This is a genomic window from Puniceibacterium confluentis, assembly GCF_007923445.1.
Classification (GTDB): domain Bacteria; phylum Pseudomonadota; class Alphaproteobacteria; order Rhodobacterales; family Rhodobacteraceae; genus Puniceibacterium; species Puniceibacterium confluentis.
The window spans coordinates 112224-133774 of record NZ_VOJI01000002.1 but is presented as its reverse complement, the minus strand read 5'-3'; the positions used below and the strand labels follow the sequence as shown (position 1 = coordinate 133774).

At 65.8% G+C, this 21551-nt stretch carries 15 protein-coding genes; 9 read left to right on the top strand and 6 right to left on the bottom strand.

The genetic code is table 11. The features are described from left to right. The first annotated feature begins 17 nt into the window (after window positions 1-17). The 9 genes from FOY53_RS03295 to FOY53_RS03255 all read left to right on the top strand — a co-directional run bounded on the left by FOY53_RS03295 (window position 18) and on the right by FOY53_RS03255 (window position 10773). On the top strand, window positions 18-935 hold the full coding sequence (locus FOY53_RS03295) for a carbohydrate ABC transporter permease (protein ID WP_146585699.1): 918 nt from the start codon (window positions 18-20) through the stop codon (window positions 933-935). A gap of 128 nt (window positions 936-1063) precedes the next feature. After that, window positions 1064-1912, top strand: a complete 849-nt coding sequence (locus FOY53_RS03290; protein WP_146585697.1) for a carbohydrate ABC transporter permease — start codon at window positions 1064-1066, stop codon at window positions 1910-1912. Next, window positions 1912-3993, top strand: a complete 2082-nt coding sequence (locus tag FOY53_RS03285) for an alpha-galactosidase (protein WP_246107265.1) — start codon at window positions 1912-1914, stop codon at window positions 3991-3993. The genes FOY53_RS03290 and FOY53_RS03285 overlap by 1 nt, the downstream gene beginning before the upstream one ends. Then, entirely contained in the window at window positions 3990-5699 is a 1710-nt protein-coding gene (locus FOY53_RS03280; RefSeq protein ID WP_146585694.1) for an IlvD/Edd family dehydratase, read from the top strand. The genes FOY53_RS03285 and FOY53_RS03280 overlap by 4 nt, the downstream gene beginning before the upstream one ends. Beyond that, window positions 5699-6466 carry an SDR family NAD(P)-dependent oxidoreductase gene (locus FOY53_RS03275; protein WP_222435214.1) on the top strand — a complete coding sequence of 256 codons (768 nt, stop codon included), beginning with the start codon at window positions 5699-5701 and terminating at the stop codon, window positions 6464-6466. Before FOY53_RS03280 ends, FOY53_RS03275 begins: the two co-directional genes overlap by 1 nt. 8 nt (window positions 6467-6474) lie before the next feature. Next, entirely contained in the window at window positions 6475-7371 is an 897-nt protein-coding gene (locus tag FOY53_RS03270) for a 2-dehydro-3-deoxygalactonokinase (RefSeq protein WP_439332534.1), read from the top strand. Further along, a complete protein-coding gene (locus FOY53_RS03265) occupies window positions 7368-7976 on the top strand; it encodes a 2-dehydro-3-deoxy-6-phosphogalactonate aldolase (protein WP_146585688.1) in 609 nt (202 codons plus the stop codon). The genes FOY53_RS03270 and FOY53_RS03265 overlap by 4 nt, the downstream gene beginning before the upstream one ends. Next, window positions 7973-8821 carry an SMP-30/gluconolactonase/LRE family protein gene (locus FOY53_RS03260; protein ID WP_146585686.1) on the top strand — a complete coding sequence of 283 codons (849 nt, stop codon included), beginning with the start codon at window positions 7973-7975 and terminating at the stop codon, window positions 8819-8821. Before FOY53_RS03265 ends, FOY53_RS03260 begins: the two co-directional genes overlap by 4 nt. Before the next feature lie 5 nt (window positions 8822-8826). Continuing rightward, window positions 8827-10773, top strand: coding sequence for a beta-galactosidase (locus tag FOY53_RS03255; RefSeq protein WP_146585684.1), 1947 nt, complete (start codon window positions 8827-8829; stop codon window positions 10771-10773). A gap of 33 nt (window positions 10774-10806) precedes the next feature. Here the strand turns inward: FOY53_RS03255 and gghA are convergent, their stop codons facing one another. Genes gghA through glgC form a run of 6 tightly spaced genes read right to left on the bottom strand, consistent with a single transcriptional unit; the run spans window position 10807 to window position 21500 of the window. Continuing rightward, on the bottom strand, window positions 10807-13173 hold the full coding sequence (gene gghA, locus FOY53_RS03250; protein WP_146585682.1) for a glucosylglycerol hydrolase: 2367 nt from the start codon (window positions 13171-13173) through the stop codon (window positions 10807-10809). Window positions 13174-13194: 21 nt separating this feature from the next. Further along, entirely contained in the window at window positions 13195-14826 is a 1632-nt protein-coding gene (locus FOY53_RS03245; protein ID WP_146585680.1) for an alpha-D-glucose phosphate-specific phosphoglucomutase, read from the bottom strand. 12 nt (window positions 14827-14838) lie between these two features. Further along, on the bottom strand, window positions 14839-16743 hold the full coding sequence (gene malQ / locus FOY53_RS03240) for a 4-alpha-glucanotransferase (protein WP_246107264.1): 1905 nt from the start codon (window positions 16741-16743) through the stop codon (window positions 14839-14841). After that, the gene (gene glgX, locus FOY53_RS03235) at window positions 16736-18829 is read right to left on the bottom strand and encodes a glycogen debranching protein GlgX (protein ID WP_146585674.1); all 2094 of its coding nucleotides are present in this window, start codon (window positions 18827-18829) and stop codon (window positions 16736-16738) included. The genes malQ and glgX overlap by 8 nt, the downstream gene beginning before the upstream one ends. Continuing rightward, window positions 18826-20238, bottom strand: coding sequence for a glycogen synthase GlgA (glgA, locus tag FOY53_RS03230; protein WP_146585672.1), 1413 nt, complete (start codon window positions 20236-20238; stop codon window positions 18826-18828). The genes glgX and glgA overlap by 4 nt, the downstream gene beginning before the upstream one ends. Then, entirely contained in the window at window positions 20235-21500 is a 1266-nt protein-coding gene (glgC, locus tag FOY53_RS03225) for a glucose-1-phosphate adenylyltransferase (protein WP_146585670.1), read from the bottom strand. The genes glgA and glgC overlap by 4 nt, the downstream gene beginning before the upstream one ends. Between the last annotated feature and the right edge of the window lie 51 nt (window positions 21501-21551).

The window sequence follows — 21551 nt, the reverse complement described above, 5'->3', positions numbered from 1 at the left end:
GTCACAGGACTCCAGCCATGACCCATGCGACCCTTCCCACAACCTCGGCGCCTCTGCCGCGCAGACGCAATGCCCAGGCGATCGCGCCCTGGCTGTTCCTTGCCCCGGGACTGCTGTTCTTTCTGTTCTACGTGATCTTTCCGGTGTTCCAGAGCTTCAACCTGTCACTCTACAAATGGGACGGGCTGGGGGCGCCGGAATATGTCGGCCTGAAGAACTACCGCGATCTGGGCAGCGACCGGGCGTTTGAAACCTCTCTGTGGAACAACTTCAAATGGCTGGTCCTCTACCTTCTGGCAATCCCCGGGGGGCTGTTCATCGCGCTGTTCCTGAACCAGACGGTGACCGGCATCCGGCTCTACAAATCGCTGTTCTTCTTTCCCTTCGTGATTTCTCAGGTCGTCGTGGGCCTGGTGTTCACCTGGTTTTACGATCCGACCTTCGGACTGCTGAACATCCTGCTGGGCTGGGTCGGTCTGGGACCGATCAATGTGCTGGGAGATCCGACACTGGTGACCTACGGCATCATCGCCGCCGGCCTGTGGCCGCAGACCGCCTATTGCATGATCCTGTACCTCACCGGCCTGAACGCCGTCGATCCCGAACAGGTCGAGGCGGCGCGCCTGGACGGAGCCCGCAGCTGGCGGATGCTGTGGTTCGTGATCATCCCGCAACTGCGTCCCGCGACCTTCATCGCCTTCGTCGTGACGATCATCGGCGCCCTGCGCAGCTTTGACCTGATCTCGATCATGACCAATGGCGGCCCGTTCGGATCCAGCCGGGTGCTCTCGTTCTACATGTTCGAAAAAGCCCTGTCGGAATACGGCTTCCGCATGGGCTATGGCGCCGCCATCGCCGTGGTGCTGTTCCTGATCATGCTGGTCTTCATCGCCTACTTCCTCTGGTCGATGTACCGCGAAGAGACGGGACGATGACCTGTCGGCCCCACCGCCGCGGGCGGATCGCACATGCGCCGGTCGGCACCTGGGTCACGGCACCTGCATTTCTTCTCTTTCCAAATACTCACTTCCGCAACACCGACACCCTGCACGAGGTCTGAGACATGTTTCCGACACCCATCGAAAAGGCCCCGCGCAGCTGGCAACTGGGCTACCAGGGGCTGCTGCCGGTCATGCTGGTGGCCTGGCTGCTGCCGCTGATCGCGGTGGCCATGTTCTCGATCAAGCCGGATGTGGATTTCACGAACGGCGATTACTGGGGGGTGCCGTCGCGCTTTGCCGGGTTCGAGAATTACGGCAAGGTGTTCTTTGAGAGCGACATGCCGCGCTATCTGATGAACTCGGTGCTGATCACCGTGCCGACGGTGATCGGGGCCGTGGCCCTGTCCTGCATGACCGGCTTTGCGCTGGGCATCTACCGCTTCCGCAGCAACCTGTGGATCTTCTTCATGTTTGTCGCCGGCAACTTTGTCCCGTTCCAGATCCTGATGGTCCCGGTGCGGGATCTGACGCTGGACCTCGGGCTCTACAACACCAAACTCGGCCTGGTGCTGTTCCATGTCGCCTTCCAGACGGGCTTCTGTACCCTGTTCATGCGCAACTTCATCCGCGCCCTGCCGTTCGAACTGATCGAGGCGGCACGGGTCGAGGGCGTGGCCGAGTGGCGGATCTTCTGGTACGTGGTCCTGCCGCTGATGAAGCCGGCGATCGCGGCGCTGGCAGTGCTGATCTTCACCTTCATCTGGAACGACTACTTCTGGGCCGTGGTGCTGACACAGGGCGCGGAATCCCAGCCCGTCACGGCCGGCATCACCAGCTTCAACGCGCAGTACCGCGCCGCCTACCACCTGATGTCGGCGGGCAGCATCGTCGCGGCCCTGCCTCCGGTGGCGATGTTCTTCCTGATGCAAAAGCATTTCATCGCCGGTCTGACGCTGGGAGCCGTCAAGTGATGCAGAGCTGGAGGCTGGATGACGGCCGCCAGACCCTGGTTCTGGCGGCGCCCGACGGCGAGATGGTGGGGATCGTCTACTGGGGGCGCGCATTGCCCGCGGACGAGGATCTTGGCGCAGTGGCCGGACTGGCGGTCGGAGATGTCACCGGCGGCATGATCGACGCGCTGCCGCCGCTGAGCCTGTGCCCCGAGGCGGCGCGCAGTTTCCCGGGACAGCCGGGGATGGTGGTGCGTAGGCTGGACGGGGCAGCGATCCACCCGCGGTTCGTGTTTCACAGTGCCGAACACATCGCGGACGGCCTTGTCCTGCGGCACCGGGACGACGCGGCAGGGCTGCTGCATGAGGCGCGGTTTGATGTGTTTGCCGACACCCATGTGATCCGCGCCAGCGCGGCACTGCACGCCGACCGGCCGCTGCGGCTCGACTGGCTCGCCGCACCGGTGCTGCCGGCGCCGCAGAACGGGTCGATGATCGACGTCTCGGGGCGCTGGATCGGCGAGTTCCGCCTGAACCGCCTGGCCTGGCGCCCCGGTGTGCACCTGCGGGAAAGCCGTCTGGGACGCGGCGATCATGCGCATTTCCCCGGGCTGCTGCTCACCGGTGACGGTGCCACCAACACGCGCGGAACGGTGCACGGTCTGCACTATGGCTGGTCCGGCGGACACCGGATGCTGGCCGAAGAACTGCCGGACGGGCGCCGTCAGGTGCAGTTTGGCCATGCGGCGGGCACCGACACGGCCCCGGGGCAGAGCTTCGAGACCGCGGGGCTGTTCCTGACGGTGTCGGACAGCGGGCTCAACGGGGTCGGGACGGCGTTCCAGCGGCATCTGCGCGACAGGGTGGTGACCTGGCCCGCGCCGGACAGGCCCCGCAAGGTCCATTACAACTGCTGGGAGGCAGTGTATTTTGACCACGATCTGGCGCAGCTGAAGGACATTGCCAGCCGCGCCGCCGATCTGGGGGCGCAACGCTTTGTTCTGGATGATGGCTGGTTCGGAATGCGCGACGACGACACCAGTTCCCTGGGGGACTGGCAGATCGATCCGCGCAAGTGGCCAGAGGGCTTTGAGCCGTTCATCGCGCATCTCGAGACCCTGGGCCTGTCGTTCGGCCTCTGGTTCGAGCCGGAAATGGTCAATCGCCAAAGCGATCTGGCGCGGGCCCATCCCGACTGGATCCTCGGTCCGGACGATCAGATCGAAGGGCGGCAGCAGCGCGTTCTGGACATGGCGCGTGCCGAGGTGCGGGATTATCTGTACGATCGGATCGCTGCGTTGCTGGCGCGTTATCCGATCGATTATGTCAAGTGGGATCACAACCGGGTGCTGCCGATGCCGGATGCGGCGCAGGCGCGCGGCACCTATGCGCTGATGGACCGGCTGCGCGCGGCGTTTCCCCACGTCGAGATCGAAACCTGCGCCAGCGGTGGCGGGCGGATCGATTTCGGCATCATGGAACGGTGCGCCCGGGTCTGGCTGTCCGACAGCAACGATGCACTTGAGCGGGCGCGCATCCAGCATGAGGCCGCCTTGTTCCTGCCCGCGGCGGTGACCGGCAGCCACGTGGGGCCACGGCTCTGCCACACCTCGGGCCGGGTGATCGACATGCGGTTCCGCGCCTGGGTGGCGGCGCAGCGGCAGATGGGGTTCGAAATGGACCCCCGCGAACTGACGCCCGCAGAGGCGACGGTGCTGACACAGGTGACGCGCTGGTGGAAGGACAACCGCGACTGGCGCATGGCGGCCGACATCCTGCGGCTCGACAGTGCCGATCCGGCGGTGCTGGCGGAAATCCAGATCGCGCGGGACCGCGGCCGCTTTGTGGTCTTTGCGGCGCAGATCGCGGCGTCCGAGCAGATCGGACCGCGACCGCTGCCGCTGGCGGGGCTGGAGCCACAGGCGCGGTATGACATCACGCTGGTGAACCGGGCCGAGGCGGTGGCGCTGTCGCGTGGCACGCCGCTGCTGAAATCCTTTGATGTGACGCTGTCCGGGGCGTACCTCATGCAACACGGTCTGACCCTGCCGTGGTGCTATCCTCTCACCATGTGGGTCGTTGAAGGCAGGAAAGCAGAATGACGAAGAAACGGCGCAGCGCCGCATGGTATGGCAAGCTGGACAAGGACGGGTTCATCCACCGGTCCTGGATGAAGAACCAGGGCTATCCGGACCACGCCTTTGACGGCCGCTCGATCATTGGAATCTGCAACACCTGGTCAGAACTCACACCCTGCAATTCGGGGCTGCGCGATCTGGCCGAAGGCGTCAAGCGCGGCGTCTGGGAGGCCGGTGGCGTGCCGGTGGAGTTCCCGGTGATGAGCCTTGGCGAGACGCAGATGAAGCCGACGGCGATGCTGTTCCGCAATCTTCTGGCGATGGATGTCGAAGAGAGCATCCGCGCCTATGGCATCGACGGCGTCGTGCTGCTCGGGGGCTGTGACAAGACCACGCCGGGGCAGTTGATGGGCGCGGCCTCGGTTGACCTGCCGGCCATTGTGGTCAGTTCCGGTCCGATGCTGAACGGCAAATGGCAGGGCAGGGACATCGGCTCGGGCACGGATGTGTGGAAATTCTCCGAAGCGGTGCGCGCGGGCGAGATGACCTTGCAGGATTTCATGAACGCCGAAAGCGGCATGTCCCGCTCGAAGGGTGTGTGCATGACGATGGGGACCGCGTCGACGATGTCATCGCTGGTCGAGGCGATGGGCATGAGCCTGCCGACAAACGCCGCCCTCCCGGCGGTGGATTCCCGGCGGATGGCGCTCGCGCATCTCACCGGCAAGCGCATCGTCGAAATGGTGGACGAGGATCTGAAGCCATCGGACATCCTGACGAAGGAAGCGTTCGAAAACGCCATTCTGGCCAATGCGGCGGTTGGCGGATCGACCAACGCGGTGGTGCATCTGCTGGCGCTGGCGGGCCGTGTCGGCATTGACCTCTCCCTGCAGGATTTCGAGATCGGTTCCGGGGTGCCGCTGCTGGTGAACTGCATGCCGTCAGGCCAGTATCTGATGGAGGATTTCTGCTATGCCGGAGGGATGCCGGTGGTGCTGAAGGAACTCAGCCATCTTCTGCGTCCGGCGCGCACGGTTCTTGGCGGCGACATTGCCGCCTATCATGACGGCGCCGAATGCTGGAACCGCGATGTGATCCGGGCCTTTGATGCCCCTCTCAAACCTGCCGCCGGGCTGCGGGTGCTGCGGGGCAATCTGGCCCCAGACGGCGCCATCGTGAAGCCCTCGGCGGCGACCGAAGCCCTGTTGGAACACGAGGCGGCCGTCCATGTATTCGAGAGCATCGAGGACCTGAAGGCCAATATCGACCGCCCCGACCTGCCGGTGACCGCCGATACCATCCTCGTGCTCAAGGGCTGCGGGCCGCGCGGCTATCCGGGGATGCCCGAGGTGGGGAACATGCCGATCCCGCGGGTCCTGGTCGAGCAGGGGGTGCGCGACATGGTGCGGATCTCCGATGCCCGCATGTCGGGCACCGCCTTTGGCACGGTGATCCTGCACGTCGCGCCCGAAGCGCAGGCCGGCGGACCGCTGGCGCTGGTCAGGACCGGCGACAGGATCCGCGTCAGCGCAGCCAGGGGCAGCCTGGACCTGCTGGTCTCCGACGCCGAGCTTGCCGCCCGTCGCGCCGCCTGGACGCCGGAGCCCGCGCATTACACCCGCGGCTACGCAAAGATGTATGTCGATACCGTGCTGCAAGCCGACAAGGGCGCGGATCTGGATTTTCTGGTGGGCAAGGATACCCGCCTTGTCACGCGGGAGAGCCACTGATGTCACAGGCCACCTTTCATGATCTCAAGGGCGCGTCGGTGTTCATCACCGGTGGCGGTTCCGGGATCGGCGCGGCCCTGACCGACGGGTTCCTGGCGCAGGGCGCCAGGGTCGGCTTTGTGCAGCGTTCGGATGCCTCCGAGTTCGTCGCCGAAATGGAGGCCAGGCACGGCACCGCGCCGGTCTTTGTGCCCTGCGACATCACCGACATGGCAGCGTTGCGCGGCGCCATCGACCATGTCGCCAAAGCCCAGGGCCCGATCACGATCCTGATCAACAATGCCGCCAACGACCGACGGCATGCGACACTGGACGTGGACGAGGCATTCTGGGACTGGTCGCAGGCGATCAATCTCAAGGCCTACTTCTTTGCCGCACAGGCGGTGCTGCCCGGGATGCAGGCGGCGGGGCATGGCGCGATCGTGAACTTTTCTTCGATCAGCTACATGATGGGCAACGCGGGTTACCCCGCCTACACCACGGCCAATGGCGGCATCACCGCGATGACCCGGTCGCTGGCACGGGAATTCGGCGCAGACGGCATCCGCGTCAACGCGCTGGCCCCGGGATGGGTGATGACACAAAAGCAGCGCGACCTCTGGGTCACCCCCGAGGCGCTGGCGGCCCAGCTGGACCGGCAGTGTCTCAAGCAGGAGATCCTGCCCGAAGACATCGTGGGGGCGACGCTGTTTCTGGCCTCGCAGGCCAGCCGGATGATGACCGGCCAGCTGATGGCCGTCGATGGCGGCGTGGTGGTGACGGGATGAGCGGCGCGGTGACATGGATTGCGGCGGACTGGGGCACCTCGCATCTGCGGGTCTGGCTCATGGGCGCGGGCGGCGAGGTGATTGCGCGCCGCGACAGCGGCGACGGCATGGGCAAGCTCGAGCCGGACGGATTCGAACCGGCCCTGCTGGCTCTGATCGGCGAGGCTCTGCCCGAGGGGCAGAGCACCCCGGTGATGATCTGCGGTATGGCGGGGTCGCGGCAGGGCTGGGCCGAAGCCCCTTACGCGACTGTTCCCTGCAAACCGCCTTCGGCGGGACAGACACGGCTGGTGGGCACATCCGATCCGCGCCTGCGGGTGCGCATTCTGCCCGGCGTGAAGCAAGAGCACCCCGCAGATGTGATGCGGGGCGAAGAGACGCAGATCGCGGGGTTCCTGGCGCTCAATCCAGGGTATGACGGCATCATCTGCCTGCCGGGCACCCATTGCAAATGGGCACATGTCTCGGCCGGAGAGATCGTCAGCTTTCGCACCTTCATGACCGGCGAGCTGTTCGCGCTGTTGTCGCGCCAGTCGGTTCTGCGCCATTCGGTGCCAGCCAGCGGCTGGGACGAGGGTGCATTTGCCGACGCCGTGGACAGGGTGATGTCGCGCCCCGAGTCCCTGGCCGCCAGCCTGTTTGGCCTGCGCGCCGAGGCATTGCTGCACGATCTTGACGGGACGGCAGCCCGGTCGCGGCTCTCGGGATTGCTGATTGGCGCGGAACTCGCGGCGGCAAAACCCTACTGGCTGGGCCAGCAGGTGGCGCTGCTTGGGGATACGGCCATCGCCGCCCCCTATCGCGCGGCGCTGATGGCGCAATCCGTGCCCGTGACCCTGGCCGACGCCGAACGTATGACGCTGGAGGGGCTGAAGGCCGCCCAGGCAAAAGAGGAAACCACATGAGCCGTGAAATCATCGCCATCCTGCGCGGTATCACCGCGCCCGAGGCGGCCGCCGTGACCGAGGCCCTGATCGACGCCGGAATAACCAAAATCGAGGTGCCGCTGAATTCTCCGGATCCGTTCGACAGCATCACGGCGATGCTGGACGGTTTCGCAGACCACGCGACCATCGGAGCCGGCACCGTCCTCGCCCCCGAGGAAGTGCTGCGCCTGGCGCAGATCGGCGCCCATATGGTGGTCTCGCCCGACTGCAATCAGCGGGTGATCGTGGCCACCAAATCCGCCGGACTGCTGTCCTATCCCGGGGTGATGACCCCGACCGAAGCCTTTATGGCGCTGCGCAATGGTGCCGACGGGATCAAGCTTTTCCCCGGCTCGCTGATCGGGCCCGAAGGGTTGAAGGCGATGGCGGCGGTGCTGCCGAAGGGCACCAGGACCTATGCGGTGGGCGGCGTGGCGGCGGCGAACTTTGCCGACTGGTTTGCGGCGGGGGCCACCGGCTTTGGCATCGGCACAGGTCTGTACGTGCCGGGCCGCACCGTGGCTGATATCGCGGCGCGGGCCCGGGACATCGTCGCCGCCTATGATGCCGGAGCAGGCGCATGACCCACCTGATCTACAGCGATACCGCGTGTCAGCTGGGCGAAGGCGCTCTTTGGCACCCCGAAACCCAAGTGCTTTACTGGTGCGATATCCTTGGCAAACGGCTTTATGCCCGCGACGCACAGGGCCAGCGGCACTGGGATTTCGACCGCATGGTCTCGGCCGCGGGGTGGATTGATGACACCCGGTTGCTGATCGCCTCTGAAAGCGATCTGTTCAGTTTCGACACCGCGACCGCGACGCAGACCCACATCTGCCCGCTGGAGGCGGACAACCAGGTGACGCGCTCGAATGACGGGCGGGCCGATCCCTGGGGCGGTTTCTGGATCGGCACGATGGGCAAGGCCGCGCAGCCCGGAGCGGGGGCAATCTACCGGTTCTACAAGGGCACGCTGCGCCTGCTTTATCCGGATATAACGATCTCGAACGCGATCTGCTTTGCCCCCGGCGGTGCCTATGCCTATTTCGCCGACACGCCGACCGGCATCATCCGGCGGGTGACGCTGGATCAGGAGGGCTGGCCCGCTGCCGACCCCGAGGATTGGCTGGACCTGCGCGACGAACAACTGCGCCCGGACGGCGCGGTCTGTGACGGGCAGGGAAATGTCTGGAATGCGCAGTATGGCGCCGGGCGCGTGGCCTGCTATTCGCCGGACGGACGGTTCCTGACGGCGCTGGGAGTCGCGGCGGCCCAGACCACCTGTCCGGCCTTTGGCGGCGCGGATCTGAGCACGCTGTTCGTCACATCGGCGGCGCAGGGCGCAGCCGGGAACGATCCGCTGGCCGGTCAGACCTTTTGCGTGCCGACCAGTGTCCGGGGGCTGGCCGCGCATCGCGTGGTGCTGTGACCGGCATGAAGCGGACGCTGGGCACCTGTTATTATCCCGAACAGTGGCCGCGCGCCATCTGGGAGGACGATGCCGCGCGTATGGCGGACCTCGGCCTGACCTGGGTGCGGATCGGCGAATTCGCCTGGACCCGTCTGGAGCCGACACCCGGCGAGCTGCGCTTTGACTGGCTGGACGAGGCGATCGCGGTGCTGGGCGCTGCGGGGCTGCGGGTGGTGCTGGGCACGCCGACGGCGACCCCGCCGCGCTGGATGCTGACGCGCCACCCCGACATGCTGGCGATGGATGCCGAGGGGCGCGCGCGCCGGTTCGGATCGCGGCGGCACTACTGCTTTTCCCATCCCGGTTATCTGGGGGAGTGTCGGCGCATCGTCACCCTGCTGGCAGAACGATACGGCCGGAATCCGCATGTGGCGGCCTGGCAGACCGACAACGAATATGGCTGTCATGACACCGCGATCAGCTATTCGGACGCGGCGCGTGCGGCGTTCCGGGGCTGGCTGCGCCGGGCCTATCCCGGGGCGGGCAACGACGGCGACATCGCAGCCCTGAACCGGGCGTGGGGCAATGTGTTCTGGTCGATGGACTATGCCGGATTTGACGAGATCGACCTGCCCAACCTGACGGTGACCGAACCAAACCCGGCGCATGTGCTGGCGTTCAGGCGGTTCTCGTCGGATCAGGTGGTGGCATTCAACCGCGCACAGGTCGACATCATCCGCAGTCTGTCCGACGCGCCGGTCAGTCACAACTACATGGGGCGGGTGACCGAGTTTGACCACTTTGCCACCGGCGCCGATCTCGATATCGCGACCTGGGACAGTTATCCGCTGGGCTTTCTCGAAGACCGGGTCGGCGCGACTCCGGCGCAGCAGCGCCATTACGCCCGTCAGGGCGATCCGGATTTCCAGGCCTTTCACCATGACCTCTATCGTGCGGTCGGGCGGGCGCAGGGCGCGCACCGGCAGGGCCATGGTCGCTGGTGGGTGATGGAGCAGCAGCCCGGGCCGGTGAACTGGGCCCCCTACAACCCGGCGCCGCTGCCGGGAATGGTGCGGCTCTGGACCTGGGAGGCATTTGCCCACGGCGCCGAGGCGGTGTGTTATTTCCGCTGGCGGCAGGCGCCCTTTGCACAAGAGCAGCTGCATGCCGGGATGCTGCGCCCGGATGGCGTTGCGGCGCAGGCGTTCCACGAGGCGGAAGCGGTGGCGGCAGAGCTGGCCGACGCCCCGGACGTGGCACAGACGCAGGCGCCGGTGGCGCTGGTGTTCGACTATGGGTCGGAATGGATGTGGCAGATCCAGCCGCACGGCGCCGGGCTGAGCTATTTCGATCTCGTGCTGGCGCATTACCGGGCACTGCGGCGGCTGGGGCTGTCGGTGGATATCCTGCCGCCGACAACCCGGGACTTCGCTGGCTATGCGCTTGTTCTGGCGCCGGGTCTGATCGTTGTCCCGGAGGATCTGAAATCCGCACTGAACGCCTGCAATGCGCAGGTGCTGATCGGCCCGCGCACCGCCGCGCGGGACGCTGACTTCACTCTGCCCGTGCCGCTGCCGCCGGACTGGCCGGGGCTGGGGGTGACGGTGTCCCGGCTGGAAAGCTTGCGGCCCGATATGCCGGTGACTCTGGCAGGCGGAGGTGCGGTGACCGGCTGGCTGGAACAGCTGGAAGGCACGGCCCCGGCGGTGCTGACCAGCGAGGACGGGGCCGTTGTGGCACAGCGGGCCGGGCATGTGACCTACATGGGCGGATGGGGCGACGCGGCGGCGCTGCACCGGCTGCTGTCAGAGTTGTGTGATCTGGCCGGGCTGGAAACCCTGGACCTGCCGGAGGGCGTGCGCGTCCGCGACACCGGAACCGAAAGGTTCTGGTTCAACCACGCTCCGCATCCGGTCGACACCGTCGCGGGGACGCTGCCGGTGGCCGGGGTGCGGCGTGTCGCGATCTGAGACGACCAGACCCGGGCGGGCCGGTCAGCATCCTCAGCCCTTGCGGGTGAACACCAGCGCCATCGAGTCGCGCAGCACGATCGGCCCGCTCAGGTAGTCGGATCCGATCCCGGGCGCGCGCAAGGCACACTGCCAGCCGAAGCCTTCGGTGCCGGGCACGCCCAGCCGCAGCGGGTCGATGTCGGTGGTGGGTTTGCCCTCCATGTGCAGGACGCTGTAGACCTGCTCGCCATCGGGGCCATGCCGCAGTGCCGTGAACAGGGTGCGGCCGTTCAGTGGCTCGACATAGCCGAAATGGTCCTTTGGCCCGTAATTGTCGCGCAGCCACGGCCGCGCCCGGCGGAATTCGCGCAAAGACAGCGTGTAGGCCGACTGCACCGGGTCCAGCCCAGGCAGGGAATGCGAGATGTTGCAGTAGTCGTGCATGTCGTCCATCCAGGCCCGCGCCACCTGTTTCAGGGTGGCGACCGTGTAGTGCGGCCCGGCAAGCCTGGGGTCGGTGGCGTTGAGCAGGCGCGCGATGTCCTCGAGGTCGTATTCCGTCACCACCACCAGCGCCGGCAGGAATTCGCAGAACCGGGCCAGATCGGCGCGGGTTTCAAAGCCGAATTCCTTGAGACGGCGAAAGTTCGAGGGGATGGAATAGCTGTACTCATCGACCTGCCACTTGAGGCTGATCGCCTCTTCGGCCACGACCTTGACGCCGTATTTGTCGTCCTGATTGCGGATGAACCCCCATGACCCGCGCGCCATCGCGTTGAGGAAATCCATCGGCACACCGGGCAGGGCGGCATAGGTCAGGGTGTGCACAGCCGGGTTGTCATACGCCTTGTCGAGAATTTCCATCCGCGAATGCCCGAGCCCGGTGTTGATGTTCATCTCGGGGCTGACCTGGGTGCCCCGGCGCAGGGTGTCGTGGTTCGAAGTGCCGGAAATCCAGTTCGACCCGACCGACAGGCATTCGCGGATGCGCCAGAACTTGCCCAGCCAGAAGGTGTAGAGAAACGGCGTGTTGTGGGCAAAGGTCAGCGGCCCCCACTGGAACACATCGTCGTCGCGCTGCGTCTCGATCACCGATCGGTAGGTCGAACTCAGCTCCCAGTCCTCGTCCGGCCAGGGACGACCGTCCTCGAAGATGAACCACGGACGGTATTCCGTGCCCGCGACCTGCTGCACGATATCGGCCATGCTTTGCAGATAGTCGTCGTCATGCACCATGCGCTGTCCCTGCGGATCCCAGAACTTGAAATCCTGTGCCCCGTCGACACGCACGCCGTCGGCACCAAAATTCACCTTGCGCCGCTGCATTTCCAGCAGGATCGCCCGCACCGCCGGGTTCTGGTAGTCGAGGTTCTGGCCGTACATGTTCGGCCCGGCAAAGAAATGCGGGTTGAGCGCGTTCAGACCCTGATTGTCCGAATGGCCGAACACCACGTCGAACACCAGTTTCTTCGGCTTGCCGGGAAAGTTGTGCAGAACACAGGCAAGGTCGACCAGCTCGTCCGGGCGACCGCTTTCCAGCAGCACCGGGTTCACCGTGGCCATGCCCGAAATCACGATGTCATAGCCCCAGTTGGTGGTGTCGGGCCGCAGCAGCGACACGGTGACACCGGTGTCGGTGTCCTGGGATTCCTGCCAGAAATCGGGACCGGTTTCATAGACGGTGGTCGGCTCGACCGGCAGCAGCTGCACCGAGTCATAGCCGGTGAACAACTGGTCGGCGGGATCCAGCGGCAGACCGCGTGACACACGTTCTGCCAGGCGTTCGAACTGTCGGGTAAGCGCGGCGATGGTGCCGCCGGCCGTGGCCGAGGGCACGTGGATCTGCAGGATGTTGGTGGGGGGGCCGAACTTGTGCGGCACCGCGCCTTTCAGCGCCTGAAAATAGGCGGCGTCGGTGCGGGCGGACTGCATGGCGGCGACGTCGTAAAGCTCTGCCGGCGCCATCACGCCAAAGGGCAGGGACATCGCCAGCGGGTCGAGGATGCGATGCCAGACGTCGTTGCTGTCGCGCCAGGTCAGGGCGTAGAAATCGCCGATCCGGCCGCGACTGCCGGCCACCATGCCACGCACGGCGGTAAAGCAGTGCTCGTCCAGCCGGATGACGGGTATGTATGCCCGCTCGAACGCCACATCCTGATGTGCGACGGTCAGGTCCAGCGGCGTCAACGGCGCCAGCACCTCAAGAAACACATCCCCCCCCGGCACCCGGTGTTCCGCCAGCTCCGGCACCCAGAAGCCGAAACAGGCGGTCCCGCCGTCGATCTGCCCGCCAAGGTGGCGGGCGATCTGCTGTTCGCCGTCGAACCGGGTTTCCGCTGTCATCAGGATCTTGTGACAGGCGTCGGCCCGGGCCTGGGCCGCGGTTTCGTCAAAGGAGATACGGTCGTTGAGGGGCATGCACCCTCCTGTCATTGGTGTTCAGGTGATCACGTCAGGCTTGTCTCGCCCGGTACGTTGCTTGATCCCGGCCAGCGCCTCTGCGGCGGCAATGATCCCGGCCAGCGCCTCCTGCGGGTCATCGTGCATCCGGTCCGCATCGGTTTCGACCCGTTCAAGGTACACCCGCAGGGTGGCGCCTTCGGTGCCGGTGCCCGAAAGCCGCAACACGATGCGCCCGCCGCCGTCCAGCGTGAAACGCAGGCCCTGGCCTTCGCTGCGCGAACCGTCAACGGGGTCGTCATAGGCAAATTCGTCCGCCGACTCCACGCTTAGCCCGGCCGCCGTCGTCCCCGGCAGGTCCGGCAGACGTTTGCGCAGATCATCGACCAGGGCTTGGGCCGCGACGCTGTCCACCGCTTCGTAGTCGTGCCGGGAATAGTAGTTGCGGCCAAAGGTCTTCCAGTGTTCGGCCATCAACGCGGCGACCGAGATCTTGCGCGCCGCCAGCATGTTGATCCAGAACAGCACCGCCCAGAGGCCGTCCTTTTCGCGCACATGGTCCGACCCGGTGCCGGCGCTTTCCTCGCCGCAGATGGTGGCGCGGCCGGCATCCAGCAGGTTGCCGAAGAATTTCCAGCCGGTGGGAGTCTCGTAGCAGTCGATGCCAAGGCTTTCGGCGACCCGGTCGAGCGCCCGGGAGGTCGGCATCGAGCGGGCGACGCCCTTCAGCCCGCCGGCATAGGCCTTCACATGGCTGGCATTGGCGGCAATCGCGGCGAGCGAATCCGACGGGGTGACATAGATGCCCCGCCCGACGATCATGTTGCGGTCGCCGTCGCCGTCCGAGGCGGCGCCAAAGTCCGGCGCGTCGTCGGCGAACATCGTCTGCATGAGGTCCCTGGCCCAGATCGGGTTCGGGTCGGGGTGGCCCTGGCCAAAGTCGGGCAGGGGCACGCCGTTGGTCACGCTGCCCGGCGCGGCACCGAGGGTGTCTTCGAGGATGGCCTTGGCGTAGGGGCCGGTGATCGCGTGCATGGCGTCGAAACTGACCCGAAAACCACCCGCAAACAGTGCCTTGATCGCCGGGAAATCAAACAGTTGCTCCATCAGATCCTGGTAATCGGCCACCGGGTCGACCACCTCGATCTCGGTGTCGAGCAGGTGCGAGGTGCCGATGGTGGCGAGGTCTATGTCCTGCGCTTCGACGATCTTGTATTCGGTGATGGTCGTGGTGGCGGCAAAGATCTTTTCGGTGACACCTTCAGGGGCCGGGCCGCCGTTGGCGACGTTGTATTTCACACCAAAGTCGCCGTCCGGGCCGCCGGGGTTGTGGCTGGCAGACAGGATGATGCCGCCATCCGCCTTGCGCTTGCGGATCAGGTGGGACGCGGCAGGCGTGGACAGCAGCGCGTTTTGCCCGACGATGACCTTTTTCGCACCCGAGGCGGCGGCCATGCGCAGCATCACCTGAGCGGCGCGGTCGTTGAAGTGGCGCCCGTCGCCGCCCAGGACAAGCGTCTTGCCCGCAACGCCGCCGATACCGTCCCAGGTCGCCTGGAGGTAATTCTCGAGGTAGTGCGGCCCCATGAAGACGCGGGTTTTCTTGCGCAGGCCCGAGGTGCCTGGCTTCTGCCCTTCGATCGGCTTGGTCGGGATGGTCATAATGGTCATGGTCGTCTCCTCCTAACGCCCGTGGCGTTTCATCACGGCGGCGGCGTCTGCCAGCCGGGGGTCTTGCAGTATGGCATCCGGTCCCGCCGGAAGACGCTGGCGCCAGTTTGGATACTCGGTCACGGTGCCGGGCAGGTTGGGTTGATCGCGGATGCCCAGGATATTCTCGATCTGCAACGCTGCAACCCGCGAGGCGCTGCGGCCCAGATGGTCGTGCATCCGGCTGACGTCCGCCGGCGAGCCGGCGCCGGGTCCGCCGGTGTCGCGGTCCAGGGCGGCGACTTCGCCCGCGCGCCAGGCCCGCGCGGCCTCGGCGGTGGCGTCGTCGATGGAGCCGAGGGTGTGGCGCAGTGTGATTTCGTGCCCCTGCCGCCAGCCGTCCCAGGTGGGCAGGTCGTGGGTGGAAAAGCTGGCGATGCTGGCCTGGGCATAGGCCCTGGGGCTGCGGAACCGCGGCGATTTGCGGCCATTCTGCTCAAAGATCGTCAGACGGCAGCCCAGGATGCCAGAGGCCGCCAGCGCCTTTTGCAAGCCGTCCGGGATGTTGCCCAGATCCTCGCCGACCACCACTGCACCGGCGCGGGCGGCTTCGATCCGCACCACGGCGAGCATGGCGTCCAGAGGCATCTGCACATAGGCGCCCGGTGCGCCGTCAGGCACCCAGAAGGCGCGGTCAAACCCCAGGATGTGGTCAATGCGCAGCATCCCGGCGCTGCGGAACTGGCAGCGCAGCGTTTCGGCGAGCGCGGCAAAGTGCCCGTCGATCAGCGCCTGCGGGTTGAACGGCGCAAGCTGCCAGTTCTGCCCGTCCTTGGAAAAGGCATCGGGCGGTGCCCCCAGCGCGGCGCCAAAGGCGAAACTGGACCGGTCTTCCCAGGTTTCGGCGCCGTGCGGATGGGTGCCGACGGCCAGGTCAAGATAAAGGCCAAGGGCCATGCCGCCATCGCGGGCCGCCTGCGCGGCGGCGCCCAGCTGGTCTTCGGCCCGCCACTGCAGCCAGGCATGGAACCGCACCCGGGGGGCCAGCTCTTGCGCGGCTTGACGGACTGCCGTGCTGCCGGGGTCCTGAAGGTCCTCGGGCCAGAGGTTCCAGTAGGCGCCGTGGCGTTCGGACAGGGCCTGATGGGTGGCAAAGGTCTGCAAGGACGCGCCGTCCCGCAGCAGATAGGCTTCAAAGGCGGCGCAGTCGCCATTTTCGACAAAGTCGGCATACGCCTCCTCGAGGGCCGAAAGGCGCGCCGGAATCTCGGTGCCAAAGTCGATCAGGGGGCGCCCCGGCAGCGTCGTTTCCTCGGCATGCAGGTGCAGGGGCGACAGCCGGCGGCGGTGGGACGGCGTGTAGGGGCTGAACCCCGCAGGATCGCAGCCAAAACCGGCGTGCACCGGATTTATGCCCAGAAAGGCCGCGCCGTGACCGCCCAGTCCCCGCGCGAGCGCGCCGAGGTCGCAATAGTCGCCGATACCGCCGCGCGCGCTGGTGCGCAGACCGGCCAGCGGCACGATCAGACCCCAGAGCCGGGGGGGCAGCGGCAGCCGCGCCGGGGCCACCAGGAGGGTGGTCTGCGCCGCACCATTGCGCAGGACATGACGCCCCATCGGCAGGGGGGGCAGAACCGGACCGCGCCCCTCGATGCCACGTCCGTCCTCGCAGGTTATCTGCCAGTCGGCATCCTCGGGCAGGGGCAGGGTGGCGGGTTTTCCCGGCTGGCAGACCTGCCAGCGCGGCAAGCCTTGCGCCTGTGCGGCGATGTGCCGGGCCAGTTCCTGCGCCTCGGTCGCGCTTTCCACCCGGTGGCCCATCGCCGCGATCAGAGCGCGCGCCGTGTCCGGCGAAGTGGTCCGCGTGGTGCCGGTCAGATCGACAAACTGCGGGACGACTCCGAAACTGGCGGCCAGTTCTGTGAAGGCATCAGTCACGCCGTGCCTCAAGCACCATGGCGACCACGGATTCAGCGGCCATCGCATAAGTCGGCTCGTTCGCCGGTGCGGGCAGATGTTCGGGATTGGCGGTGTCGAGGTGCAGCACCCAGCGCTTGCCCTCCGGCGCCTCGGGCAGCGTCATGTCCACCGCCTCTCCGGCGTTGAAGGCCAGCAGGATCGCCTCTTCGCGGACAGCGTATTTCGGGGTTCCGCTTGCGGTGCGCATCTCGACCGCGAGAAACCGCAAGTCCGCGGAATTCCAGTCGTCCTGCTGCATGTGCTCGCCATCGGCGCGCCACCAGAACAGATCCTCGATCCCGTCGACGATACGTTCCCGGGCGTGCAGAAACCGTTTCTGCCGCAGGATCGGATGCGCCTTGCGAAAGGCGATGAGCCGTGTGGCAAAGGCCATCAGGTCGTGATCCGCATTGGCCCAGTCGAGCCAGCCGGTTTCATTGTCCTGACAATAGGCGTTGTTGTTGCCCTGTTGCGAATTGCCAAACTCATCCCCGGCCAGGATCATCGGCGTGCCCTGTGACAGCAGCAGCGTGGCCAGCATGTTGCGGCGGCGGCGGGCACGGGCGGAGTTGATTGTCGCGTCATCGGTCGGACCCTCGACACCGAAGTTGTCAGAGTGGTTCGATCCGTGGCCGTCGCGGTTGTCCTCGCCGTTCTTTTCGTTGTGCCGCTCGACGTAGGATGTGACATCGGCAAGGGTAAAGCCGTCATGCGCGGTGATGAGGTTGACCGAGGCGGTGGCCGGGCGTCCGGAATGGTCGAACTGCGGTGCCGACCCGGTGAGACGGTCGGCAAGTTCGGCCACCTGTCCTGCGTCGCCGCGCCAGAATTTGCGCACGCAATCGCGGTACTTGTCGTTCCATTCCGAAAACGGCGGCGGGAAGGCGCCAACCTGATAGCCGCCGGGCCCGATGTCCCAGGGTTCCGCGATCAGCTTGACGTTTGCCAGCGTCGGATCCTGCCGCAGCGCCTGAAAGAACGCGGCATTGCGATCAAACCCGGTGGCGGTGCGCCCCAGGGTCGAGCAGAGGTCAAAGCGAAAACCGTCCACATGCATCACCTCGACCCAGTAACGCAGGGAGTCCATCACCATGCGCAGCACCATAGGGTGATCCATGTTCACCGTGTTGCCGGTGCCGGTGTCATTTATGTAAAACCGCTTGTCGTCGGCGAGACGGTAATAGCTGGCATTGTCGAGGCCACGAAAGGCCAGCGTCGGGCCCTGTTCGCTGCCCTCGCCGGTGTGGTTGTAGACCACGTCAAGGATGACCTCGATCCCGACACTGTGCAGCCGCGCGACCATGTGCTGGAATTCCCACAGCGCGTTCTTGGTCAGATAGCGCGGATCCGGCGCAAAGAAGCCGAGCGTCTGGTAGCCCCAGTAGTTGGTGAGGTTCTTTTCCACCAGAAAGCGGTCGTTGATAAAGGCGTGGACCGGCAGCAGTTCGATGGCGGTGACGCCCAGTGCGACCAGATGTTCGAGGATCGGATCCGAGGCCAGCGCCAGGAACCCCCCCTTGCTGAGCACATCCGGGTGCAGCTCGGTCAGGCCGCGGACATGGGCTTCGTAGATGATGCTGCGCTGGATCGGAGTGTTGGGCGGCGCATCGTTGCCCCAGGCAAAGCTCGGGTCCTCGACCACGCAGCGCGGCATGTACTTGGCGCTGTCACGGGTGTCAAAGCTGAGATCTTCATCCTCGTGCCCGACGGTATAGCCCATCAAGGCGTCATGCCACTTGGGATGACCGGTCAGCCGCTTGGCATATGGGTCGGTCAGCAGCTTGTTGTAATTGAAACGGTGGCCTTCTTCGGGTGCGTAGGGGCCATCGGCGCGCAGCCCGTACAGCTGGCCAGGTTTCAGGCCGGCGACATAGCCATGCCAGACATCGCCATCACGTTCGGGCAGGTCGATGCGGTGGGTTTCGGTCATTCCATCCGCAGAAAAGAGACAGAGCGTCATCCGGGTGGCGTGTTCGGAAAAGACGGCGAAATTCACGCCTTCGCCATCGAATGTGGCCCCCAGAGGCGCAAAATGGCCGGCGGCCAGTGCTGGTGATTGGATCATGTGACCTTCTTGAGCGTCTGATAGAGCGCGGCATAGGTCCGGGCCGACTGATCCCAGCCGACCGGATGTGCCATCGCGTTCTCCATCATCTTCTGCCAATCCTGCGGGGATTGCCAGAGTGCACACATCTGCATGAGGGCCCCGCGCAGGCAGTTTGCTGTCACAGGGGCAAATTGAAAGCCTGTCGCCACTCTGGCGGCCAGTCCTGCGGGGCTTGCGGGAATCACCGTGTCCGCGAGTCCGCCGGTCAGCGCGACCAGCGGCAGGGTGCCAAAGCGCAGACCGTAAAGCTGGGTCAGCCCGCAGGGTTCAAAGCGGGACGGCACAAGAATGACATCACCGCCGGCTATCAGCCGATGCGCCAGCGCCTCGTCATAGCCGATGCGCACGGAGACACCGGAGTGACGTTCGGCGGCATCGCGGAACCCGGCTTCGAGCCGGGCATCCCCCGATCCAAGCAGCGCCAGCTGTCCCCCCGCCGCCAGCAGGGTCGGCAGGACGTTGAGCAGCAGGTCCAGCCCCTTCTGCTCGGTCAGCCGCGAGATCACGACGCAGAGCGGACCGTCACATTCGGGCAGTCCCAGCTCTTCGCGCAGGGCGCGGGTCATCGGCGCCTTGCCGCCCGGGCTGTTGTAAGGCGGTGTCCAGACATCGAGGTCGATGCCGTTCAGGATGCCGCTGAGGTCCGCCTGGCGGTCGCGCAGCACGCCATCCAGACCCATGCCGAACTCGGGTGTCATCAGTTCGGACGCGTAGGTCGGGCTGACGGTGCTGATCTTGTCCGCGGCAATGAGCCCGGCCTTGAGCGCCGATATCTGGCCGTAATATTCAATGCCGCCGGGGTTGTACCAGGACCGTGGCAGGCGCAGCGCCTCGAGCCGGTTTTCCGGGGCGAGGCCCTGGAAGGCGATGTTGTGGATGGTGAGCAGCGTGCCGACGCGACCGGCCGCGCCCATTCCGTGCAGATACACCGGGGCGAGCCCGGCCTGCCAGTCGTGCAGATGCAGCACTTCGGGGCTCCAGCCCTCGATACCTTCTGCCGCGATATGGGCGGCCGCCCAGGACAGCGCGGCAAAGCGTTCAGGGTTGTCGGGCCAGTCCTTGCCGTCCGGGCCAAGATAGATCGACCCCGCCCGGTCATACAGGTGCGGCGCGTCCAGAACGTACAGCACCTGGTCGCCCAGCCCGGCGCGGCGCACGGTGGCCGGTCCGCCGAACAGATCGCCAAGGTCCGCGACCACCTGCGCGCCCGCGCTCCCCGCCATGACAGCGGGATAGCCGGGCAACAGGGTGCGCATGTCGACATTGCAGGCCGCCAGCGCACCCGGAAGAGCGCCCGCCACATCCGCCAGGCCGCCGGTCTTGACCAGAGGAACACATTCGGATGCGACCGACAGGACCCTGGTCATTGCGCCGCGGCTCGCTTGTTCAGCATCTGCTGGGTGATCAGGGTCACGCCCCCCTCCGAGACGCGGAACCACTTGGCGTCTTCGTCCCGGTCCTCGCCCACCACCAGACCTTCGGGGATGTGCACGCCACGGTCGATCACCACCTTGCTCAGCCGTGCCGAGCGGGCGACCCGCACATAAGGCAGGACCACCGCCTGATCCAGCGACGCGTAGGAGTTGGTGTGCACCTGGGTGAACAGCAGCGAATTGCGGATTTCCGTGCCCGAGATGATGCAGCCCCCCGACACCAGCGAACTGACGGCGACGCCGCGGCGCTTGGCCTCGTTGTGGATGAACTTGGCGGGCGGGACGGATTCCGAATAGGTCCAGATCGGCCAGTCGGTGTCCCACATGTCCAGCTCGGGAGTAAAGTCGGTGAGGTCCAGATTGGCCTTCCAGAAGGCATCGACCGTGCCCACGTCGCGCCAGTAGGCCGGAGACTGCGGCGTAGTGCGAACACAGCTGTTGGTGAAGCGATGCGCCTGAGCCTTGCCGTTCTTGACGATGTCCGGGATCAGGTCGTTGCCGAAATCATGACTGGAATTCGGATCCTCGGAGTCGCGGATGAGCAGGTCGCGCAGGAACTTCCAGTTGAAGACGTAGATCCCCATCGACGCCAGCGTCACATCCGGGTTGTCCGGGGTGCCCGGCGGATCCTGCGGCTTTTCCAGAAACGAGGTGATCACGTCGTTGTCGTCGACCGCCATGACGCCGAAGGCCGAGGCCTCGGACCGGGGCACTGTGAGGCAACCGATGGTCACATCCGAGCCGGAATCGACGTGGTGCTGGATCATCAGTTCGTAATCCATCTTGTAGATGTGATCCCCCGCCAGGATCAGGACATAATCGACGTCATAGCTGTCGACGATGTCGATGTTCTGGGTCACCGCATCGGCGGTGCCGCGATACCACGCCTCATCACCGCCGCGCTGGCTGGCAGGAAGGATATCGAGGAATTCGTTGCGTTCGGCCCGGAAGAAATTCCAGCCGCGCTGGCAGTGACGGATCAGCGAATGTGCCTTGTACTGGGTGGCGACCGACATCTTGCGGATGCCAGAATTCAGCGCGTTTGACAGCGCAAAGTCGATGATCCGGAACTTGCCGCCGAAATAGACCGCCGGTTTCACCCTGAGGTCGGTCAGTTCCTTGAGCCGTGACCCGCGCCCACCGGCCAGCACAAAGGCCATGGACCGGCTGGCGAGCCGGGTGGTTGATAATCTCATGTTGGTCCCCTCCCTCATACGGCGGCACCGGAGGGCCACCTTGTTATCGTG